We start from the raw sequence: 17,233 nt of genomic DNA on the forward strand, positions 1-17,233 counted from the left end.
ACATGTTCGGACTGGAAAAACGCGATACGCTTCTCTTGGGGGTCGTGGTCGTTCTCACGCTCTTTGCCCCCTTCATCCTCAACCCCTTTCCGGCGGATTCGGGCCTCGCGCAGTTCAATGCGGGCTACCCTGGTCTGATGCAGCGCTTTGTAATCTTTGGCATCTTTGCTATCGGGTTCAACATACTCTTCGGGTTGACCGGCTATCTCTCCTTTGGTCACGCGGCCTTTCTGGGTGTCGGTTCTTACTCTGCCGTCTGGATGTTCAAACTGCTCAGCTACAACGTCGTGCCCGCGCTGGTGCTGGCCGTCATCATGGCGGGGCTGTTCTCGGCGCTCATCGGCTTTATCAGCCTGCGGCGGTCGGGCATCTACTTCTCCATCCTGACGCTGGCCTTTGCGCAGATGTCGTTCAACCTCGCCTATTCGGTGCTGACACCGATCACTAATGGCGAGACGGGATTGCAGATCTACAACTCCGATCCGCAGTATCTTCAGTCTGTCGATGCACCGTCATTCCCCAACCTTTTCGGCGCGGCGATGAACTCTTCGACGACGCTGTTCTTCGGCGGATGGACCTTTACCTTTTCCGTCGGCTACTACTTCTGCGCAATCTTCCTGATCCTCGCCTTCTATCTGGCGATCCGCATCTTCCGCTCGCCCTTTGGCATGATGCTGCGGGCGGTGAAGTCGAACCAGCAGCGGATGAACTACACAGGCCTGAACACCCGGCCCTACACGCTGGCGGCATTTGTGATCTCTGGCATGTATGCCGGGCTGGCCGGTGGTCTGCTGGCGGCGATGGACCCGCTTGCCGGGGCTGAGCGGATGCAGTGGACGGCCTCGGGTGAAGTGGTGCTGATGACCATCCTCGGCGGCGCGGGCACCTTGATCGGGCCGGTGCTGGGCGCAGGGTTCATCAAGTACTTTGAAAACATCTTTGCCAAGATCAACGACAACGTGCTGCACGGCTGGTTTGCCTTCATGCCCGACGGGATCGAAGACGCGATGGTCGCGATCATCCACCCCTTCGTCGGCAAGGGCTGGCACCTGACGCTTGGCTTGCTGTTCATGCTGGTCGTGATCTTCCTGCCCGGTGGGCTGGTCGAAGGTGGCCAACGTCTGGGCCGTGTCTTCCGCCGCCGGGACAAGAATGCAGGCTCGGTCGAGGCCGACGCCGCCCAACAACGCAGCGAAGCCGCAGAATAGGAGAGACATCATGTCCATTCTCGAAGTCAAAAATGTCGGCAAACGATTTGGTGGTCTGCAGGCGCTGAGCGATGTGAACCTGAGCGTGGCAGAGAACTCTGTCCATGCGATCATCGGCCCCAACGGGGCGGGCAAATCCACCCTGCTGAACTGTCTGGTGGGCAAGCTTATCCCAGATACCGGCTCGGTCATGTTCGACGGCCAGTCGGTGCTGGGGCGCAAACCCTATGAGATCAACCAGATGGGCATCTCCCGCGTTTTCCAAACGCCCGAGATCTTTGGCGATCTCACGGTGATGGAAAACATGCTGATCCCTTGTCTTGCCAAACGCGATGGGGCCTTCCAGCTCAATGGTTGGTCGCGGGTCGTTGGCCAGCGTGACATGATCGACAAGGCCGAAGAGATGCTGCGCGACATGAACATGATCGACAAACGTCACATGCACGCGGCCTCCATGTCACGCGGCGATAAACGGCGGCTGGAAATCGCCATGTGTCTGGCTCAAGACCCGCGTCTGCTGCTGCTGGACGAACCTACTGCGGGGATGGCACGGGCCGATACCAACAATACGATCGACCTGCTGAAACAGATCAAGGACGAGCGCGACATCACCATCGCGATCATTGAACACGACATGCATGTGGTCTTTTCGCTGGCCGAGCGGATCACCGTGCTGGCCCAAGGCACGCCACTGGTCGAAGACACGCCCGACCGGATCAAGGGCCACCCCAAGGTCCGCGAAGCCTATCTGGGCGAGAGCCAAGACGCCGCCTGATCTATCCTGTTGCCGAACCCCAAGGACACCCCGATGAGCACCGACACGCTAGACAAAAACGCCAACCATGCCCAAACCGCCCCGGCCTTCCTCTCGGTCTGGGACATTCACGCCTATTACGGCGAGAGCTATATCGTGCAGGGGGTCAGCTTTAACGTCCATGAAGGCGAAATTCTCGCCCTGCTGGGCCGCAACGGGGCGGGCAAAACCTCGACCCTGCGGGCCATCTCAAGGGTCAGCGACCCGGAACTCAAGCGCGGCGAGATTTGGCTCGATCATCAACCGCTGCACAATATGGCCAGCCACCAAGCCTCGGCTGCGGGGCTGGCGCTGGTGCCCGAAGATCGGCGCATCATTTCTGGCCTCACGGTCGAAGAGAACCTCAAGCTGGCCCAGATCGCCCCGCCCATCGGCTGGTCACTCGACCGGCTCTATGACCTCTTCCCGCGCCTGCGTGAGCGGCGGAACCAAGAGGGGGTGACCCTTTCGGGCGGGGAGCAACAGATGCTCGCCATCGCCCGCGCCTTGGCCCGCGACATCAAGGTGCTGCTGCTGGATGAACCCTACGAAGGTCTTGCCCCGGTGATCGTGGATGAGATCGAAAAGACGCTGGGGCTGATCAAGGCGCAGGGCATCACCACCATTCTGGTTGAGCAGAACGCCGTGCGCGCCCTGAAACTGGCCGACCGTGCGGTGATCCTTGATACCGGCGGCGTGGTCTTTGACGGCACCGCGGCAGAGGTGTTGAACAACGCGGAACTGCGGGCGGAATACCTCGCGATCTGACGCTACGTGACCTTGCCCCGGTGCGCGAAGATGTGGCGCGGCCTCATTCTTGCGCCCCGGGGGCCATTGCGCGACAAAAAACCGATCCTACCCCCTAGACAACAGTTGGCTTTTCATGGCTTTGCCCATGCCCTATAAGCGAGCCAATCAATCGCGCAGCGACGGGCTATTGGCCTGTCGAAATCTTCGAGGATCCAATGACAAAAAACACCCATGACAGTGACGTGGCCTTCATCAAGGCCCTCGCCGAGCTGCTGAACGAAAACGACCTGACAGAGCTTCAGGTGAAACGCGACTATGCCGAGGATGACAGCCTGAACGTGCGCGTCAGCCGCAAGCCGCCGCAGCAGGTCATGGCCGCCCCCCAGCAGCAGTACCAAGCCGCCCCCGCGCCTGCCGCTGCCCCGGCCCCCGCCGCTCCCGCGGCCGCCGCACCTGCCGCTGACGCCGATCCGGCTGATCACCCTGGTGCTGTGACATCGCCCATGGTCGGCACCGTCTACCTGCAAGGTGAACCGGGCGCGCCTGCGTTCATCTCCGTGGGCGCTTCGGTTTCCGAAGGCGACACGCTGCTCATCGTCGAGGCGATGAAAACCATGAACCACATCCCCGCGCCCCGCGCCGGCACCGTCAAGCGCATCCTCGTCGGCGACGGCGATGCTGTTGAATTCGGCGCCCCGCTGGTGATCCTGGAATAAGGGCCGGACATGTTCAGCAAAATCCTAGTCGCCAACCGGGGAGAGATCGCGCTGCGCGTCATCCGCGCGGCCCGCGAGATGGGCATTCAGACTGTCGCGGTGCATTCCACTGCCGACAGTGACGCGATGCATGTGCGCATGGCCGACGAATCCGTCTGCATCGGCCCGCCCTCCTCCACCCAATCCTACCTCTCGATCCCCGCGATCATCGCGGCCTGTGAAATCACCGGGGCCGAAGCGATTCACCCTGGCTACGGTTTCCTGTCGGAAAACGCAGGCTTTGTGCAGGTGATCGAAGACCACGGTCTGACCTTCATCGGCCCCACCGCCGAACACATCCGCGTCATGGGTGACAAGATCACCGCCAAGGACACGATGAAAAAGCTCGGCGTGCCTTGCGTGCCCGGCTCGGATGGTGGCGTCGCATCGCTGGAAGAGGCCAAGCGCCTGGGCGAAGAGATCGGCTATCCGGTCATCATCAAGGCCACGGCAGGCGGCGGCGGCAAGGGCATGAAAGTCGCCCAAACCGCCAAAGACATGGAAAAAGCCTTCCAGACCGCGCGGGCCGAGGGGAAATCGAACTTCGGCAATGACGAAGTCTATATCGAAAAATACCTCACCACCCCGCGCCACATCGAGATTCAGGTCTTTGGGGATGGCAAGGGCAACGCGGTCCATCTGGGCGAGCGCGACTGCTCGCTGCAACGCCGCCACCAGAAGGTTTTCGAAGAGGCCCCCGGCCCTTCGATCACCGAAGAGGAACGCGCGCGGATCGGTAAGGTCTGCGCCGACGCCGTGGCCAATATCAACTACATCGGCGCGGGCACGATCGAATTCCTCTATGAGAATGGCGAGTTCTATTTCATCGAAATGAACACCCGTCTTCAGGTGGAACATCCAGTGACCGAGGCGATCTTTGGTGTCGATCTGGTGCGCGAACAGATTCGCGTGGCCGAAGGGCTGCCGATGTCCTTTACCCAAGACGATCTGACCATCAATGGCCATGCCATCGAAGTCCGCATCAACGCCGAGAAACTGCCGAATTTCGCGCCCTGCCCGGGCAAAATCACGCAGTATCACGCCCCCGGCGGGCTTGGCGTGCGAATGGATTCGGCGCTTTATGACGGCTATTCAATCCCGCCCTATTACGACAGTCTCATCGGTAAGCTGATCGTGCATGGCCGCGACCGTCCCGAAGCGCTGGCGCGTCTTGGTCGGGCCTTGGGTGAGCTGATCGTGGATGGTGTCGATACCACCGTGCCGCTGTTCCACGCGCTGCTGGCCGAAGAAGACATCCAGTCGGGTGGCTACAACATCCACTGGCTTGAGCATTGGCTGGAAACCAACCTCGGTAACGCCTGACACCGATGTCGGATCTGACACCAGAGATCCTGCTCCACGGCTATTCCATCGGGATATTCCCCATGGCCGAACACCGCGACGATCCAGAGATTTTCTGGGTCGATCCGCGGCGTCGGGGGGTGATGCCGCTCAATGGCTTCCACATCTCGCGCTCGCTCACCCGCGCCATGCGACGCAGCACTTTTCACCACACGATCAACCGCGATTTCGATGGGGTCGTCGCCGGCTGCGCAGACCGCGAAGACACATGGATCAACGCCGAGATCACCGCCCTCTACACCGCACTGCACCACGCAGGCCACGCCCATTCGCTTGAGGTTTGGGATGGCACAGCACTGGTGGGCGGGGTCTATGGCGTAACGCTGGGCCGCGCGTTTTTCGGCGAAAGCATGTTCTCCCGCCGGACCAACGCCTCAAAAATGGCGCTGGCGGCGCTGGTGGATCGGCTGCGCCATGCGAGTTTTACCCTCTTTGACACGCAGTTTCTGACCGATCACCTTGCCTCTCTCGGGGCGCAAGAGATCAGCCGCGCGGAATATCACGCGCAGCTCGATGTGGCCAAACGCGGCACTGCACGGTTCGACGCGGGGGGTTTAGTCAGTTTTCAGGACGTGCTGCAGCGCATGACCCAGATGTCATAGCGAAAATGCTCCAGCGCGTGCAGCGCCGGGGCCGAAGCGATCATCCAGCCAGAAAAAAGCGCGCCGCTGCTGCCCTCTTCGGTGATCTCAAGCGCGGCATAGGCATTGGCCGCCGGATCGCCCGCCGGATAGCGGCAATCGACCATGGAGATCTGCAAATTGCCCAAAGAAAGGCTGTCGCCCTTGGCAATCTCCAGATCGATTGTATCGCCGGAAATCTTGTCCAAAGCGCGCAAAACGCCACCCGTGGCACTGGCGATCTGTGCGCCCTCTTGGGCATGCAGCGGCGCGGCCAGCAAAAGCGCGGCCAAGAGAAGCTTTTTCATTCATCCACCCGGATTGCGTGAAACTTGGGGCCGCACCTCAGGCGCGGCCAACCGATCATTCAGGCTGCCAGGCCTCATAGTCCTTACGCTCGACAGGTTCGGCGCGGCGCAGCGACCCGGCGGGCGCATAGGCCATGGCGGTGCCGGTGCGATTCTCGACATGCGCCTTTTCCCACGGCTTGTGGATCAGCGGCTTGTCGGTTGGCGGCTCGTCCCATGTGCGGTGCAGCCAGCCATGCCAATCGGGGCTCACGCGGCTGGCCTCGGCCTCACCGTTGAAAATGACCCAGCGTTTGCTGTCATCGGCGTTGCGGTAATAGATATTGCCCTGCGCGTCTTCGCCCACCTTGCTGCCCTTGCGCCAAGTGAAAAGCTGGGTGTTCAGCGTCTGGCCGTTCCACCAAGTGACGCCGCGCAGAAGTGAATTGAGAATGCCCATCGAGGTCTCCGTTCCTGTTGTCCGTTATATGCACCATGGAGGCTTTGGCGTCCAGCCTCGCCGCAAAGGAGCTTGGCGCGCGGGCGACCTCTGGCTAGGGTTAGAAAAACGAAAGAGGGCAGCGATGACTGAGGCAAGAGGGGCCGCACCGGCAGCGGCGGAATGTCATGGCATCAATGTGCCCCAGTCGCCCTTTCTGAACGAGACGCGCATCCAGCGGATCAATGCAGGCCGCTACGAGCGCAAAGAGATCGATGGCGCGCTGGCTGTCGTCCGCCCCGGTGACCGGGTGCTTGAGATGGGCGCGGGTCTGGGACTGGTGGGTGCGATCGTCGCCAAAAAGGCCGCGCCCGAAGCGGTGCTCTCGTTCGAAGCAAACCCAAACTTGATCCCCCACATCCGCGCGCTCTATGCGCTCAACGGACTTCAAGAAAAAATCACTCTTCGCAATCAGGTGGTGATCTCTGCCCCCGACCAGCCAGAAACCCTGCTGTTTCACCTGCGCAACTCTTTCCTCGGCTCCTCTCTCATCGATAGCGACATGCGTGAGACGACGGAGGTTCAGGTGCCCACCGCAAGCTTTGATGACATCCGCCGCAGCTTTAAACCCGACGTGCTGTTGATGGATATCGAAGGCGGCGAGTTGGAGTTTCTGCGCCATGCCGCGCTCGACGGGCTGCGCGCCGTGGTGATGGAATTCCACCCCGAGGCCTATGGCCGCGAGGGGATGCGCGAATGCAAACGCATCCTTGAGCGCGCCGGATTTCGCAAATCACCCGGGCATTGCACCCGGCAGGTCTGGGCCTGTATCTTTGACCCCGCCGAGCGCCCGCCCGTCCCAGAGGGGGGCTGGTCGACCGAGATCACGACCTTAGATAATGCGCTGGTCATCCTGCCTGAGGACAGCGGGTTGGTGCAGCCCGCCGGGGTGTTGCACAGCGATGGCCGCCCCTGCCCCCAAGCCGCACTTTGGCGCAACGGTCGCGCGCTGACCACGCCGCCAGAAGCACCGCAGGGCAAGGTGGCTGAGCGCAGGGGCACATGGCTTTGGGGCGGGGTCCTTTGGCTGCATTTCGGGCATTTCTTGGTTGAAAGCACCGCGCGTCTTTGGGCGCTGGATCACCTTGAAGAAGAGATCGACGGCATTCTCTTTATCCCCAAACGCCCCCGCAACGGCGGAGAGGTGGCAGGGTATCAGCGTGATTTCCTTGCCCTTCTGGGCTGCGATAAGCCGCTGGTGAGTTTAGACGCACCGACACGGGTCGAGCGGTTGATCGTTCCGGGGCAAGGCTTTGGACTGGGAAGTTTGATCACCGGCACAGAACCCTACCGCAACACCATCGCCAATCGGTTCGCGCAAGAGATCGCGCCCGAGGGGCCAGAGAAGCTCTATATCAGCCGCAGTAAATTGCCCGCAGGGCGCGGCAACCTGATCGGGGAAGAGGCGTTGGAAACCTATCTGGCGGCGCAGGGCTACACCGTCTTTCACCCCGAGAAACACGGGCTGCGCGAACAGATCGCGGTCTATAAGGCGGCCAAGCAGATCATCGCCGCCGAAGGCTCCGCCCTGCATCTCTTGGGGATGGTCGCCCGGCCCATGCAGCAAGTGGCCATCGTTGTGCGCCGCCCGTCCTCTGCCACGCGCGGGTTGGAACAGCACCTGCAGAGTTTTGCGGGGATCGCCACCGCGACGCTCTGCCACCTTACTCGCTCGTGGAAACCGCTCGGAAAGGCCAAGGCGCGGCTTTGGATGGGCGAGCTGGATATGCCCGCGCTGCAAGATAGCCTGCGTGAGACGGGTTTCATCGACGACAGCGGGCCGCTTTGGGCAAACCTTGATCCCGCAGAGGTGCGCGCCCGGCTGGGGGATGACTTTGAACTGGTGCCGGAGAAAACTTAACCCTCCGCCGCATCTCGCAGCATCGCGGTGACTTCGATTTCAATGCGGTATTTCGGGTCAATCAGCCCGCATTCGATCATCGTCGCCGCAGGCGGGTGTGCGCCAAAGGCCTCGCGCAGCAGCGGCCAGCAGGGCTCAAACTCTGCGGCATCAGGCAGCATGTAGGTGACACGAACCACATGGGCGAAATCGCTTCCCGCCTCTGCCAGTGCTCGCTCAATCGTCGCCAATGCGGCTGCGCATTGCGCTTTGACATCCGCCCCTTCACCGACGCAGCCCGAGACATAGACCATGCCGCCCGCCACCACGGCGCGGCTGTAGCCGATCTTTTCCTCATAGGCGCCGCCCGATGAAATCCGCTTCATGATCATCCCTTCAATGTAAAAGGGCGGACCCTTTGGCCCGCCCTCTATCTTTCTGCCTAGCGTCGGGTCTTAGCCCGCGCTGGCTGGCTCTTTGCTTTCGCTGTCGGCGTGGATCATCAGCGGTTTGGCCTCGGATGTAACGGCCTCTTCGTTGACGACCACCTCGGTCACCGTCTCCAACCCCGGCAGTTCGAACATCGTGTCGAGCAGGATGTCTTCGAGGATAGAGCGCAGACCCCGCGCGCCGGTTTTCCGTTCAATCGCACGTTTGGCAATCGCTTGCAGCGCGTCATCGGTGAAGGTCAGCTGCGTGTCTTCCAGTTCGAACAGACGCTGGTATTGCTTGACCAAAGCGTTCTTCGGCTCGGTCAGAATGGTCACCAGCGCGTCTTCGTCCAGATCTTCGAGGGTTGCCAGAACCGGCAGACGACCGACGAATTCCGGGATCAGACCGAACTTCAACAGGTCTTCCGGCTCAAGGTCGGTGAAAATCTCACCGATGCCGCGCGCGTCATTGTCACGCACGTCAGCGCCAAAGCCCATGGCCGAACCCTTGCCCCGCGCCGCGATGATTTTGTCGAGGCCCGCAAAGGCACCACCGCAGATGAAGAGGATGTTGGTCGTGTCCACTTGCAGGAATTCCTGCTGTGGATGCTTGCGCCCGCCTTGCGGGGGCACAGAAGCCACGGTGCCTTCCATCAGTTTCAGCAGCGCCTGCTGCACGCCCTCGCCCGAGACATCACGGGTGATGCTGGGGTTTTCGGACTTGCGCGTGATCTTGTCGACTTCGTCGATATAGACGATGCCGCGCTGCGCACGTTCCACGTTGTATTCAGACGATTGCAGCAGCTTGAGGATGATGTTCTCCACATCCTCGCCCACATAACCGGCTTCGGTCAGCGTGGTCGCATCGGCCATGGTGAAAGGCACATCCAGAATACGCGCCAGCGTTTGGGCCAGCAACGTCTTGCCGCAACCGGTGGGGCCGATCAGCAGGATGTTGGATTTCGCCAATTCGATATCGCCGCCCTTTTGGGCGTGGTTCAACCGTTTGTAGTGGTTGTGGACCGCCACCGAGAGCACGCGCTTGGCCATCGCCTGACCGATCACGTAATCGTCCAACACGCCGCAGATGTCGCGGGGTGTCGGCACGCCGTCGGTCGCCTTGAGGCCCGAGGCTTTGGTCTCTTCTCGGATGATGTCCATGCACAGCTCGACGCATTCGTCACAGATGAACACGGTCGGCCCCGCAATCAGCTTGCGCACCTCGTGCTGGCTCTTGCCGCAGAAGCTACAGTAGAGCGTGTTTTTGCTGTCGTTGCCGGAATTATTCGCCATCTCAAACCTTTCAGGTCTGTCGTGTATGTCCGCCCCGAACTTGGGGCTGCGAGATTTGGCCTCAAGCTTAGGCCAGTGACCCCGGCGCTACAATCGCAAAATATGCAGCGCCGGGCCCCTCTATTATTTGTCTTTCTTACCCTTACCGCTGGCAGCGGCATCATCCGCCTTGCCACGGCTTTCGACGATCTCGTCCAAGTGGCCCCATTCCTTGGCTTCTTCGGGGGTCATCCAAAGATCACGGTCGAGCGCCTTTTGCACGACATCCAGCGGCTGGCCGGAGTGTTTGACGTAAAGCTGGTACATCCGCTCACGGGTGCGTTCGATGTGACGCGCCGAGATCAAGATATCTTCGGCCATGCCCTGCGAGCCGCCGGACGGCTGGTGGATCATCACTTCGGCATTGGGCAGCGCGAAACGCATGCCCTTTTCGCCGCCAATCGCGATGACTGACCCCATGGAGGCCGCCATGCCGCAGATCAGGGTCGAGACCTTGGGTTTGATGTATTGCATCGTGTCATAGATCGACAGGCCCGCCGTCACCTCGCCACCGGGCGAGTTGATGTACATGCTGATTTCCTTGGTCGGGTTCTCCGCCTCAAGGTGCAGCAACTGGGCGACGACCAGATGGCTCATCCCGCTGTGGATCGGGCCGTTGACGAAAATGATCCGCTCTTTCAGCAAACGCGAGAAGATATCGTAGGACCGCTCGCCCCGGCTGGTTTGCTCAACCACCATCGGGACAAGCGTATTCATATAGGTGTTGATCGGATCGTTCATGCGTGCCTGCCTCAGTCCCTGTTCGCGGGACCATACCCGCAAAACTGTTACCCAGAGATTAGTCCCCCCGGTATGGGGGTTCAAGGGGGGCAGGCACGTCAGTTTTCTCTAATCGCCGCAATCACTCCGACGCATCACGCAGGTAGGCGATCAGCGCGTCGATGTCTTCTTCTTTGCGCACACCGGGGAAAGACATTTTCGTGCCTTTCATATAGCCTTTGGGGCTGGCCAAAAACGCGCTCAGCTCGCTTTCAGTCCAGACCAGCCCGGCCTCGGCTGCGGCTGCCATCGGTTTGGAGTACCGGAAGTCTTCGACCGCACCCGCCGGGCCATCCACGATGCCGTTCAGCACCGGGCCGACGCGGTTCTTGGCCTTGGCGCCGATCTGGTGGCAGGATTTGCATTTGCGGAACACCTTTTCGCCGGCTTTGATAAGCGCCGGGTCGGCGGCAGGAGCCTCGGCGACCTCAACCGCCGGTGCCTCGGCGGTCGGCGCTTCGGGTGTGGGTTCGGCGGCTTGTGCCTCTTCGGCCTTGGCGGCGGCTTTGGCGGCGGTTTCTTCGGGCGTCACATCCAACACGGCGGCGCGCATGGTGATTTCGACCGATGGTTTGCAGTCGCTCATGCAGGGCTCTTCTTTAAAGGCCTTAAACTCGACCTCTGCCCGGTCATCGGGTTTGAAGGCCTCCTCATTCGGCAGACGCGCTTCGGCAAAGTTGTCCGAAGAAAGCACGAAATCCTCATCCACCTCATCGTTGAGATAGAGGAGATAGGCCGTGATCGCATAGACCTCATCATGGGTCAGCGACTGCGCGTTGCCAAAGGGCATGGCGCGGTTCACATAGTCGTAAACCGTTGAGAGATAAGGCCAATAGCTGCCGATCGTCTTGACCGGGCGCGCATCGGACAGGCTGCCCTGCCCGCCCGCCAGCACCGGCCAGCGGCCCGTACCTTCGCCAAAGACCCCGTGACAGGCCGAACATTTTTCGGTGTAGATTTTATCGCCGGTCATCACGTCGCCACTGCCCGCAGGCAGGCCCAGACCGTCGGGGCGCACGTCGATGTCCCAAAGGGCAATTTCCTCGGGCGTGGCGGCGCGGCCAAGGCCCAGAGGCTCGGCGGCAAGGGGGCTGGCCATGGCGCTGGCCAGCAGCGCAAGTTTAAGAAATCTCGACATTTTCAGCCTTTCCGTCAGCGTCAACAGCCCAAGTCTGGATGCCATTGTTGTGGTAGATCGAATTCTCACCCCGGATCTCGCGCAGGGCATCCTTGGTCGGCTGGACATAACCGGTGCTGTCATGCGCACGGCTTTGCAGCAGCAACGGTTTTCCGTCCCATTCGAAATCATAGTAAAAGCGGTGCAGCGCTTTGGGCGTGCTTGGCCCGTCCATCCGTGCCTCATGCCAAGTGATGCCACCGTCGATGGTCACATCGACACGCGGGATCGTGCCCCGGCCCGACCACGCCAGCCCCGTCAGAACGGTCGGTCCCGGCCCATGGGTGATCGGCGCCTGCGGGCTGGGGCTGGTGATGACCGATTTCGCGTCCATCTCCCAAGTAAAGCGGCGCGCCACGCCGTCGGCCAGAAGGTCGGTATACTTGCTGGTTTCTTCGCGGTGGTGCCAAGGTTGATCGCCCACTTCGATGCGGCGCAGCCATTTCACCCACATGTTGCCCTCCCAACCCGGCACAACCAGACGGACCGGGTAGCCCTGTTCGGGGCGCAGCGCTTCACCATTCATTTTGAAGGCGACGAGGCAGTCATCGAGCGCCTTTTCCATCGGGATTGAGCGCGTCATAGCGGCGGCATCGGCCCCTTCGGCAAGCAGCCACTTGCCCTCAGGCTTGATCCCCGCCTCTTCCAGCACCAGCCGCAGTGGCACGCCGGTGTACATGACGTTATGGATCATACCATGGGTGAACTGACAGCCGTTAAGCTGAGAACCGCGCCACTCCATCCCGGAATTCGCTGCACATTCAAGGAAGTAGACGTGGTTCTGCCGGGGAAACCGTTTGAGGTCTTCCATGGTCAGCACCAAGGGTTTGTCGACCAACCCGTGGATCATCAGCCGATGCTGCGCTGGATCGACGCGGGCGACGCCAGAGTGGTGCCGCTCGAAACACAAACCATTGGGGGTGATCGTCCCGTCGAGGTCATGCAGCGGCGTAAAATTGATCGAGCTAACCGGATCGGCAGTGAGCCACTCCACGGTGCGGCGTTTCACATCTGCCTCATGCGGCGATGGCATCCCATAGGGCGCGGCGTCAACGCCATCGCCCAACTCCTGCATCCAAGGATGAATGGCAATCGCCGGGTCCGCCTGGGCGCTGGCGCCGCCCGCCAGCGTCCCCGCAGCCGCCGCCCCTGCCCCCGTTAGAAAGGCACGGCGCGATGGCCCATTTTGATTTTTGTCGGTCATATCGTGGCCCTCACATATTCAAATTCATTTTATTGAATTTGTTGCCGCGTGAGAACCCCTATTCTGCTTTTTCTCAGTCTGGCAGAACGATTTCCACCGGTGTGCGGGCCCCATCGGAAACGGTTCCCAACTTGGCGATATGGCTTTCGACCACATCCCAGATCGGCGGCCCTTCGGTGCCCTCGTTGACCGAGGCCCAACCAGCGACGACATAGTTCCTCGACGGATCAATCGGCTCACCGGAACTGAGCAGGGTCATATCGCTGATCCGTTCACCCTGCGGCTTGGCGATGTCCATCTTGAAGCCCATGCCGCCAACGCGCACCATGTCGCCGCCCTGCTGGTAATAGGGGTCGGGGTTGAACAGGTTGTCGCCTACATCTTCCAGCACGACCTTCAGGAATTCCCCTGTCATTTCCGTGCGATAGGCATTGGGATAGGTCATCGAGGTAACGTTAAAGATATCTTCGCGCGTGATGTCTTGGCCCGGCAAGATCGACGGCCCCCACCGCACACCGGGGCTCAGCGCGATCTCGGCATCGCGTTCGCTCAGCAAGGCGTCGCAAATGAGGTCGTCCCATGTGCCGTTGAAGTTACCCCGGCGGTAGAGCAGCGCGTCGGACTGCCCGACCACATGGGTCAACTCATCCAGATAAGGCGCGCGCTGCGCGTCGATCAACTTGGCCACCTCTTGATCGGGGGTGATGAGGTCCGAGAAAATTGGGATCAGCTTGTGCCGGATGCCCATCATCTTGCCGTCCCGCACGTCCAGATCCACGCGGGAAACGAATTTCCCGTTCGAGCCAGAGGCGATGATATGCGTCTGCCCCACCAGCACCGGTTCAGGCAGCGCGTCATGGGTGTGACCCGAAAGGATCACGTCGATCCCCTTGACGATCCCGGCCATCTTCTTGTCGACGTCGAAACCATTGTGGCTCAGGCAAACGACCAGTTCGGCGCCTTGCGCGCGGACCTCGTCGACCATCTCCTGCATATGCTCGTCGCGAATGCCAAAGGAATATTCGGGGAACATCCAGCCGGGGTTGGCGATGGGCATGTAGGGGAAAGCCTGCCCGATCACGGCGATCTTCACGCCGCCGCGCTCGAAAAACTCGTAGGGTTTGAACAGTTCCGCAGGCTCGTCCCATTCGCGGTCAAAGATGTTCTGGCCAAGGGCGGCAAAGGGCAGCCCCTCGACAATCTCCTGCACCCGTTCGGAGCCCAACGTAAACTCCCAATGGAAGGTCATCGCGTCGGGCTTCAGCGCGTTCATCACGTTGACCATGTCCTGCCCTTGGGTCTTGAGACAGGTCATAGAGCCGTGCCACGTATCCCCGCCGTCCAAAAGCAGCGCATCAGGCCGGTCGGCGCGGATCGCGTTGAGCACGGTCGCCACACGGTCGAGGCCGCCGACCTTGCCGTAGGCCTGCGCATGGGCGACGAAATCGTCATAGGTCAGCGCGTAATCCAGCGGCGTGCCGCCGCCGATGCCATAGCGAATGCGGAAATCCTCGCCGGTGATATGGGGCACCTTGCCGGGGTTGTCGCCGACGCCGATGTTGACCGATGGCTCACGGAAATAGATCGGCTTCAGCTGCGCGTGGATGTCGGTCACATGCATCAGGGTGACATTGCCGAACTTCTCAAACTCCAAGAGCGCATCCTGATCGAAACGGTCCTGTGCCGCCAGCCGCGCCCAGTTGCCGAAGCCCGAGCCGCCGTAGATGGAGGCCGCAGCCATGGACATTTGCAGAAAATCACGGCGAGACAGCATGTTACGCTCCAGCACTTGAAAACAGGGAAAGGCCCCGCCCCCGGTTGAGAGGGCGGGATCATGTCAGGCAAAAAGCCCGGATGTTAAATCAGTTACGCACCGAAGGCGCTTCGACCGACAGGCCGTTGCCACGGCTGGCGACGTAAAGCTCAAGCGCCACGAACTCGGGGCTGCCGGGGCTGAAAGTCTCGGCCCGGGTGTCGCGGATACAGCCTTTGAAACGGGCGTGGCTGCTGTTGAGCTTGGTGTTCTTCAGACGGTAAACCGGAAAGCCGTTGATCTGACCTTGGCTCAGATGGTCGGCGCGGATCATGTTGCCGTAGTTGTCCTCATGGCAATTGGCACAGCTCAGCTCAAGTTGACCATAGCGGGTGTAGTACATCTCCTTGCCCTGCTCCCAAACACTCTGGGCCGGGCCGTCGATGGCCACATTGACCGGCATGCCGCGCGACTGGACCGAGATCAGCGCCTCCATCGCGGTCATGTCGCCGCCGTCGTATTTCCACGGCTCGGCGCCCATCTGGGTCTCGCGGCAGTCGTTGATCTGCATCGCCAACGTGCGGACCTCGCCCGCCTCTTCGTTCCATTTGGGATAGACGGCCCGGACGCCTTCCATCGATTCCACGTCATTGTGACAGGACGCGCAGGACTTGTCCTCGCTGCCCTCTGCCGTGTCCCACACCGCTTGGGCTTGGTCGACAAAGATCATGCCGGGGTTGTCGAAATCGTCCATCTGCGTTTGCTGCGTCTCATCCGAGCGGAAGCGCCAGCCAGACATGATTTCCGGCAAAGCCCCCTCAAGATGCGCAGGCGCATCGGTCTTGGTCACCATCTCGATCTCGCCGTTGACGACAAGCTCGGCCTCCTCATCGGCCATCCCCAGCATGGGGGCGGCCACCAAAAGCGCCGCGACCGCGGTCATTGCCTTGAATTTCATGTCTTTCCTCCCTGTTCCACGCACGGTGCTGGCTGACGCGGGGTCAGCCAACCGTGATGGATTTGACTTCTTCGTAGACAGAACCGTCGTCATCGTACCACGTGAATTTGAAGTCGCCGGCCTCAGGCACAGTGGCGTCAAATTCGAAATAGGGGTTGGTCGACATCGCCGGTTCCATCTTCACGTCGATCACGCTCTCGCCGTTGAACTCAGCGGTGAAGCGGTTGATGATCGAACGCGGGATGACATTGCCGTCGCCGTCTTTGCGCTGGCCCGATTCCATCGGGTGGCTGATCAGGGTCTTGATCGTGATGACCTCACCTGCCTCGGCTTTTTTCGGCACTTTGACGCGAGGGGTTACACCTTCTGCCATTTTGAAAACTCCTGAAAATAGGGGCGCGCGGGCTTAGCCGCCGCAGCCGCCGATTGTGACTTTGATCTCTGCGCTGGTGCGGGCGAATGTGCCGTCTTCCAGCTTGGCGATGGCAACAACGTCTTGGGTCGCGGCCAAACGAATGCGGGTGGAGGCGCTGCGGCTCCCGGCCAAGGGGCCGAAGTTAAAGGTGCCGACGGGCGGGGTCGGGTTGCCAGTGGCCAGCACCATGATTGCAGACGCACCCGGCGCTTCGACCGAGATTGGCACAGTGTTGCCGTTCTCAGCGATTTCGGGCGCGGTCAGGGTCACGCCGGTGTCCGCCATATCGGCCCCGCCGGTGAATTCCGCGATCAGCTCGTCGACCGTGGCGGCAGAGGCCCCCACGGGCAGCATGGTCAGCGCCACGGCACCAAGGCCGAGGCCGAAAGTTTCACGTCTTGAGAAGTTCATCTCTCATCTCCTTATGCGTCAGCGGCGCTCTGCGCCGTTATTCCATTGCCGCGGTGCACGAGACCGCGATGATCTGTCGAGCCCTCCGCCGCCCCTCGGCTGCGCAGGCCCCGCGTTATTCTTTCAACGTGACCAAGAAAGCCACGATATCTTCGATCTGCTGGGCGTCCAACAGAGGCGGCAGCGGCTCAGACCCGGCCTTGCCGGTGAAACCATCGCCGGGGCGGATATATCCGCTTGTCTTGTAGTAGGAGGGCATCATCGAGCCTTCGAAGGTCATCTTGCTGTTGGCAACGATGCCGCGCAGCTCTGCCTCGGTCCAGCGGTCGCCCGCCCCGTCAAGCATCGGGCCGATCTCACCTTGGAAAGGCACATCGCTGAGCGCGCCGATCTGGTGGCAGGCCACGCAGTTGCCCGCCTTTTTGTTGCCGACGATGGCGGCACCGCTGGCGGCGTCTCCGGCCGTGCCGGTCAAGGATTGTTCAACCGAACCATAGTCATCATAGGTCACGTCGGCAGGTGCCACGGTTTCAGCGGCGGCCAGAACGGGCGCGCCCGACACAATTGCGGCGGCGATCCATCTCATCATCGAAAACTTCCTCCCAGTGCCGATCACGGTGATGTGTGATCCGGTTTACCTGACCCTAAGACAGGGATG

Annotated in this window: 19 protein-coding genes; 7 read left to right on the forward strand and 12 right to left on the reverse strand. The window is 61.0% G+C overall.

What is annotated here, in order from left to right:
• Window positions 1-2 precede the first annotated feature (2 nt).
• The 6 genes from T8A63_RS10560 (at window position 3) to aat (ending at window position 5,470) form a co-directional block, all read left to right on the forward strand.
• A complete protein-coding gene (locus T8A63_RS10560; protein ID WP_322343753.1) occupies window positions 3-1,208 on the forward strand; it encodes a branched-chain amino acid ABC transporter permease in 1,206 nt (401 codons plus the stop codon).
• A 10-nt stretch (window positions 1,209-1,218) separates the two neighbouring features.
• Window positions 1,219-1,983 carry an ABC transporter ATP-binding protein gene (locus tag T8A63_RS10565; RefSeq protein ID WP_322343754.1) on the forward strand — a complete coding sequence of 255 codons (765 nt, stop codon included), beginning with the start codon at window positions 1,219-1,221 and terminating at the stop codon, window positions 1,981-1,983.
• Between the two features lie 33 nt (window positions 1,984-2,016).
• Window positions 2,017-2,769 (forward strand): ABC transporter ATP-binding protein, encoded by a 753-nt coding sequence (locus T8A63_RS10570; protein ID WP_067936749.1) that lies wholly within the window; start codon window positions 2,017-2,019, stop codon window positions 2,767-2,769.
• Between the two features lie 197 nt (window positions 2,770-2,966).
• Complete coding sequence (gene accB / locus T8A63_RS10575) at window positions 2,967-3,467, forward strand: acetyl-CoA carboxylase biotin carboxyl carrier protein (RefSeq protein WP_269345833.1); 501 nt, start codon at window positions 2,967-2,969, stop codon at window positions 3,465-3,467.
• A 9-nt stretch (window positions 3,468-3,476) separates the two neighbouring features.
• The gene (accC, locus tag T8A63_RS10580; protein WP_300051548.1) at window positions 3,477-4,829 is read left to right on the forward strand and encodes an acetyl-CoA carboxylase biotin carboxylase subunit; all 1,353 of its coding nucleotides are present in this window, start codon (window positions 3,477-3,479) and stop codon (window positions 4,827-4,829) included.
• 5 nt (window positions 4,830-4,834) lie between these two features.
• Window positions 4,835-5,470, forward strand: coding sequence for a leucyl/phenylalanyl-tRNA--protein transferase (aat, locus tag T8A63_RS10585; protein WP_120350851.1), 636 nt, complete (start codon window positions 4,835-4,837; stop codon window positions 5,468-5,470).
• Here aat and T8A63_RS10590 read toward each other — a convergent pair.
• Window positions 5,434-5,796, reverse strand: a complete 363-nt coding sequence (locus T8A63_RS10590) for a DUF2155 domain-containing protein (RefSeq protein ID WP_067628342.1) — start codon at window positions 5,794-5,796, stop codon at window positions 5,434-5,436. The two genes, aat and T8A63_RS10590, sit on opposite strands and share 37 nt — an antisense overlap.
• A gap of 55 nt (window positions 5,797-5,851) precedes the next feature.
• The gene (locus T8A63_RS10595; protein WP_067628344.1) at window positions 5,852-6,235 is read right to left on the reverse strand and encodes an NADH:ubiquinone oxidoreductase subunit NDUFA12; all 384 of its coding nucleotides are present in this window, start codon (window positions 6,233-6,235) and stop codon (window positions 5,852-5,854) included.
• A 124-nt stretch (window positions 6,236-6,359) separates the two neighbouring features.
• Between T8A63_RS10595 and T8A63_RS10600 the strand changes: the two genes are divergently transcribed.
• A complete protein-coding gene (locus T8A63_RS10600; RefSeq protein ID WP_322343755.1) occupies window positions 6,360-8,135 on the forward strand; it encodes an FkbM family methyltransferase in 1,776 nt (591 codons plus the stop codon).
• On the opposite strand, the gene T8A63_RS10605 is transcribed toward T8A63_RS10600, so the two are convergent.
• The 10 genes from T8A63_RS10605 to soxX all read right to left on the reverse strand — a co-directional run bounded on the left by T8A63_RS10605 (window position 8,132) and on the right by soxX (window position 17,164).
• Window positions 8,132-8,506 (reverse strand): RidA family protein, encoded by a 375-nt coding sequence (locus tag T8A63_RS10605; protein ID WP_322343756.1) that lies wholly within the window; start codon window positions 8,504-8,506, stop codon window positions 8,132-8,134. The two genes, T8A63_RS10600 and T8A63_RS10605, sit on opposite strands and share 4 nt — an antisense overlap.
• Window positions 8,507-8,569: 63 nt before the next feature.
• Window positions 8,570-9,838, reverse strand: a complete 1,269-nt coding sequence (clpX, locus tag T8A63_RS10610; RefSeq protein WP_067939575.1) for an ATP-dependent Clp protease ATP-binding subunit ClpX — start codon at window positions 9,836-9,838, stop codon at window positions 8,570-8,572.
• Between the two features lie 123 nt (window positions 9,839-9,961).
• Window positions 9,962-10,618 carry an ATP-dependent Clp protease proteolytic subunit gene (locus T8A63_RS10615; protein ID WP_322343757.1) on the reverse strand — a complete coding sequence of 219 codons (657 nt, stop codon included), beginning with the start codon at window positions 10,616-10,618 and terminating at the stop codon, window positions 9,962-9,964.
• A 121-nt stretch (window positions 10,619-10,739) separates the two neighbouring features.
• Window positions 10,740-11,795 (reverse strand): c-type cytochrome, encoded by a 1,056-nt coding sequence (locus T8A63_RS10620; protein WP_322343758.1) that lies wholly within the window; start codon window positions 11,793-11,795, stop codon window positions 10,740-10,742.
• Complete coding sequence (gene soxC, locus T8A63_RS10625) at window positions 11,779-13,038, reverse strand: sulfite dehydrogenase (RefSeq protein ID WP_322343759.1); 1,260 nt, start codon at window positions 13,036-13,038, stop codon at window positions 11,779-11,781. The genes T8A63_RS10620 and soxC overlap by 17 nt, the downstream gene beginning before the upstream one ends.
• A gap of 73 nt (window positions 13,039-13,111) precedes the next feature.
• Window positions 13,112-14,812, reverse strand: coding sequence for a thiosulfohydrolase SoxB (gene soxB, locus T8A63_RS10630; protein WP_067628356.1), 1,701 nt, complete (start codon window positions 14,810-14,812; stop codon window positions 13,112-13,114).
• An 88-nt stretch (window positions 14,813-14,900) separates the two neighbouring features.
• Window positions 14,901-15,749, reverse strand: a complete 849-nt coding sequence (gene soxA / locus T8A63_RS10635) for a sulfur oxidation c-type cytochrome SoxA (protein ID WP_322343760.1) — start codon at window positions 15,747-15,749, stop codon at window positions 14,901-14,903.
• A gap of 43 nt (window positions 15,750-15,792) precedes the next feature.
• The gene (soxZ, locus tag T8A63_RS10640) at window positions 15,793-16,122 is read right to left on the reverse strand and encodes a thiosulfate oxidation carrier complex protein SoxZ (RefSeq protein ID WP_067941571.1); all 330 of its coding nucleotides are present in this window, start codon (window positions 16,120-16,122) and stop codon (window positions 15,793-15,795) included.
• Window positions 16,123-16,155: 33 nt separating this feature from the next.
• A complete protein-coding gene (soxY, locus tag T8A63_RS10645; protein WP_322343761.1) occupies window positions 16,156-16,575 on the reverse strand; it encodes a thiosulfate oxidation carrier protein SoxY in 420 nt (139 codons plus the stop codon).
• Window positions 16,576-16,690: 115 nt separating this feature from the next.
• Window positions 16,691-17,164, reverse strand: coding sequence for a sulfur oxidation c-type cytochrome SoxX (gene soxX, locus T8A63_RS10650; RefSeq protein WP_386279657.1), 474 nt, complete (start codon window positions 17,162-17,164; stop codon window positions 16,691-16,693).
• Window positions 17,165-17,233: the final 69 nt, after the last annotated feature.

The organism is Sulfitobacter sp. OXR-159, from assembly GCF_034377145.1.
Classification (GTDB): domain Bacteria; phylum Pseudomonadota; class Alphaproteobacteria; order Rhodobacterales; family Rhodobacteraceae; genus Sulfitobacter.

Excerpts from the sequence above, each read along its gene's own strand:
- accC (WP_300051548.1), top strand. The coding sequence starts at position 3,477 with ATGTTCAGCAAAATCCTAGTCGCCAACCGGGGAGAGATCGCGCTGCGC.
- soxB (WP_067628356.1), bottom strand. The coding sequence starts at position 14,812 with ATGCTGTCTCGCCGTGATTTTCTGCAAATGTCCATGGCTGCGGCCTCC.
- T8A63_RS10605 (WP_322343756.1), bottom strand. The coding sequence starts at position 8,506 with ATGATCATGAAGCGGATTTCATCGGGCGGCGCCTATGAGGAAAAGATC.
- clpX (WP_067939575.1), bottom strand. The coding sequence starts at position 9,838 with ATGGCGAATAATTCCGGCAACGACAGCAAAAACACGCTCTACTGTAGC.
- soxA (WP_322343760.1), bottom strand. The coding sequence starts at position 15,749 with ATGAAATTCAAGGCAATGACCGCGGTCGCGGCGCTTTTGGTGGCCGCC.
- T8A63_RS10590 (WP_067628342.1), bottom strand. The coding sequence starts at position 5,796 with ATGAAAAAGCTTCTCTTGGCCGCGCTTTTGCTGGCCGCGCCGCTGCAT.
- T8A63_RS10620 (WP_322343758.1), bottom strand. The coding sequence starts at position 11,795 with ATGTCGAGATTTCTTAAACTTGCGCTGCTGGCCAGCGCCATGGCCAGC.
- T8A63_RS10595 (WP_067628344.1), bottom strand. The coding sequence starts at position 6,235 with ATGGGCATTCTCAATTCACTTCTGCGCGGCGTCACTTGGTGGAACGGC.
- T8A63_RS10600 (WP_322343755.1), top strand. The coding sequence starts at position 6,360 with ATGACTGAGGCAAGAGGGGCCGCACCGGCAGCGGCGGAATGTCATGGC.
- accB (WP_269345833.1), top strand. The coding sequence starts at position 2,967 with ATGACAAAAAACACCCATGACAGTGACGTGGCCTTCATCAAGGCCCTC.
- soxZ (WP_067941571.1), bottom strand. The coding sequence starts at position 16,122 with ATGGCAGAAGGTGTAACCCCTCGCGTCAAAGTGCCGAAAAAAGCCGAG.
- soxY (WP_322343761.1), bottom strand. The coding sequence starts at position 16,575 with ATGAACTTCTCAAGACGTGAAACTTTCGGCCTCGGCCTTGGTGCCGTG.
- T8A63_RS10565 (WP_322343754.1), top strand. The coding sequence starts at position 1,219 with ATGTCCATTCTCGAAGTCAAAAATGTCGGCAAACGATTTGGTGGTCTG.
- aat (WP_120350851.1), top strand. The coding sequence starts at position 4,835 with ATGTCGGATCTGACACCAGAGATCCTGCTCCACGGCTATTCCATCGGG.
- soxC (WP_322343759.1), bottom strand. The coding sequence starts at position 13,038 with ATGACCGACAAAAATCAAAATGGGCCATCGCGCCGTGCCTTTCTAACG.
- T8A63_RS10560 (WP_322343753.1), top strand. The coding sequence starts at position 3 with ATGTTCGGACTGGAAAAACGCGATACGCTTCTCTTGGGGGTCGTGGTC.
- soxX (WP_386279657.1), bottom strand. The coding sequence starts at position 17,164 with ATGATGAGATGGATCGCCGCCGCAATTGTGTCGGGCGCGCCCGTTCTG.
- T8A63_RS10615 (WP_322343757.1), bottom strand. The coding sequence starts at position 10,618 with ATGAACGATCCGATCAACACCTATATGAATACGCTTGTCCCGATGGTG.
- T8A63_RS10570 (WP_067936749.1), top strand. The coding sequence starts at position 2,017 with ATGAGCACCGACACGCTAGACAAAAACGCCAACCATGCCCAAACCGCC.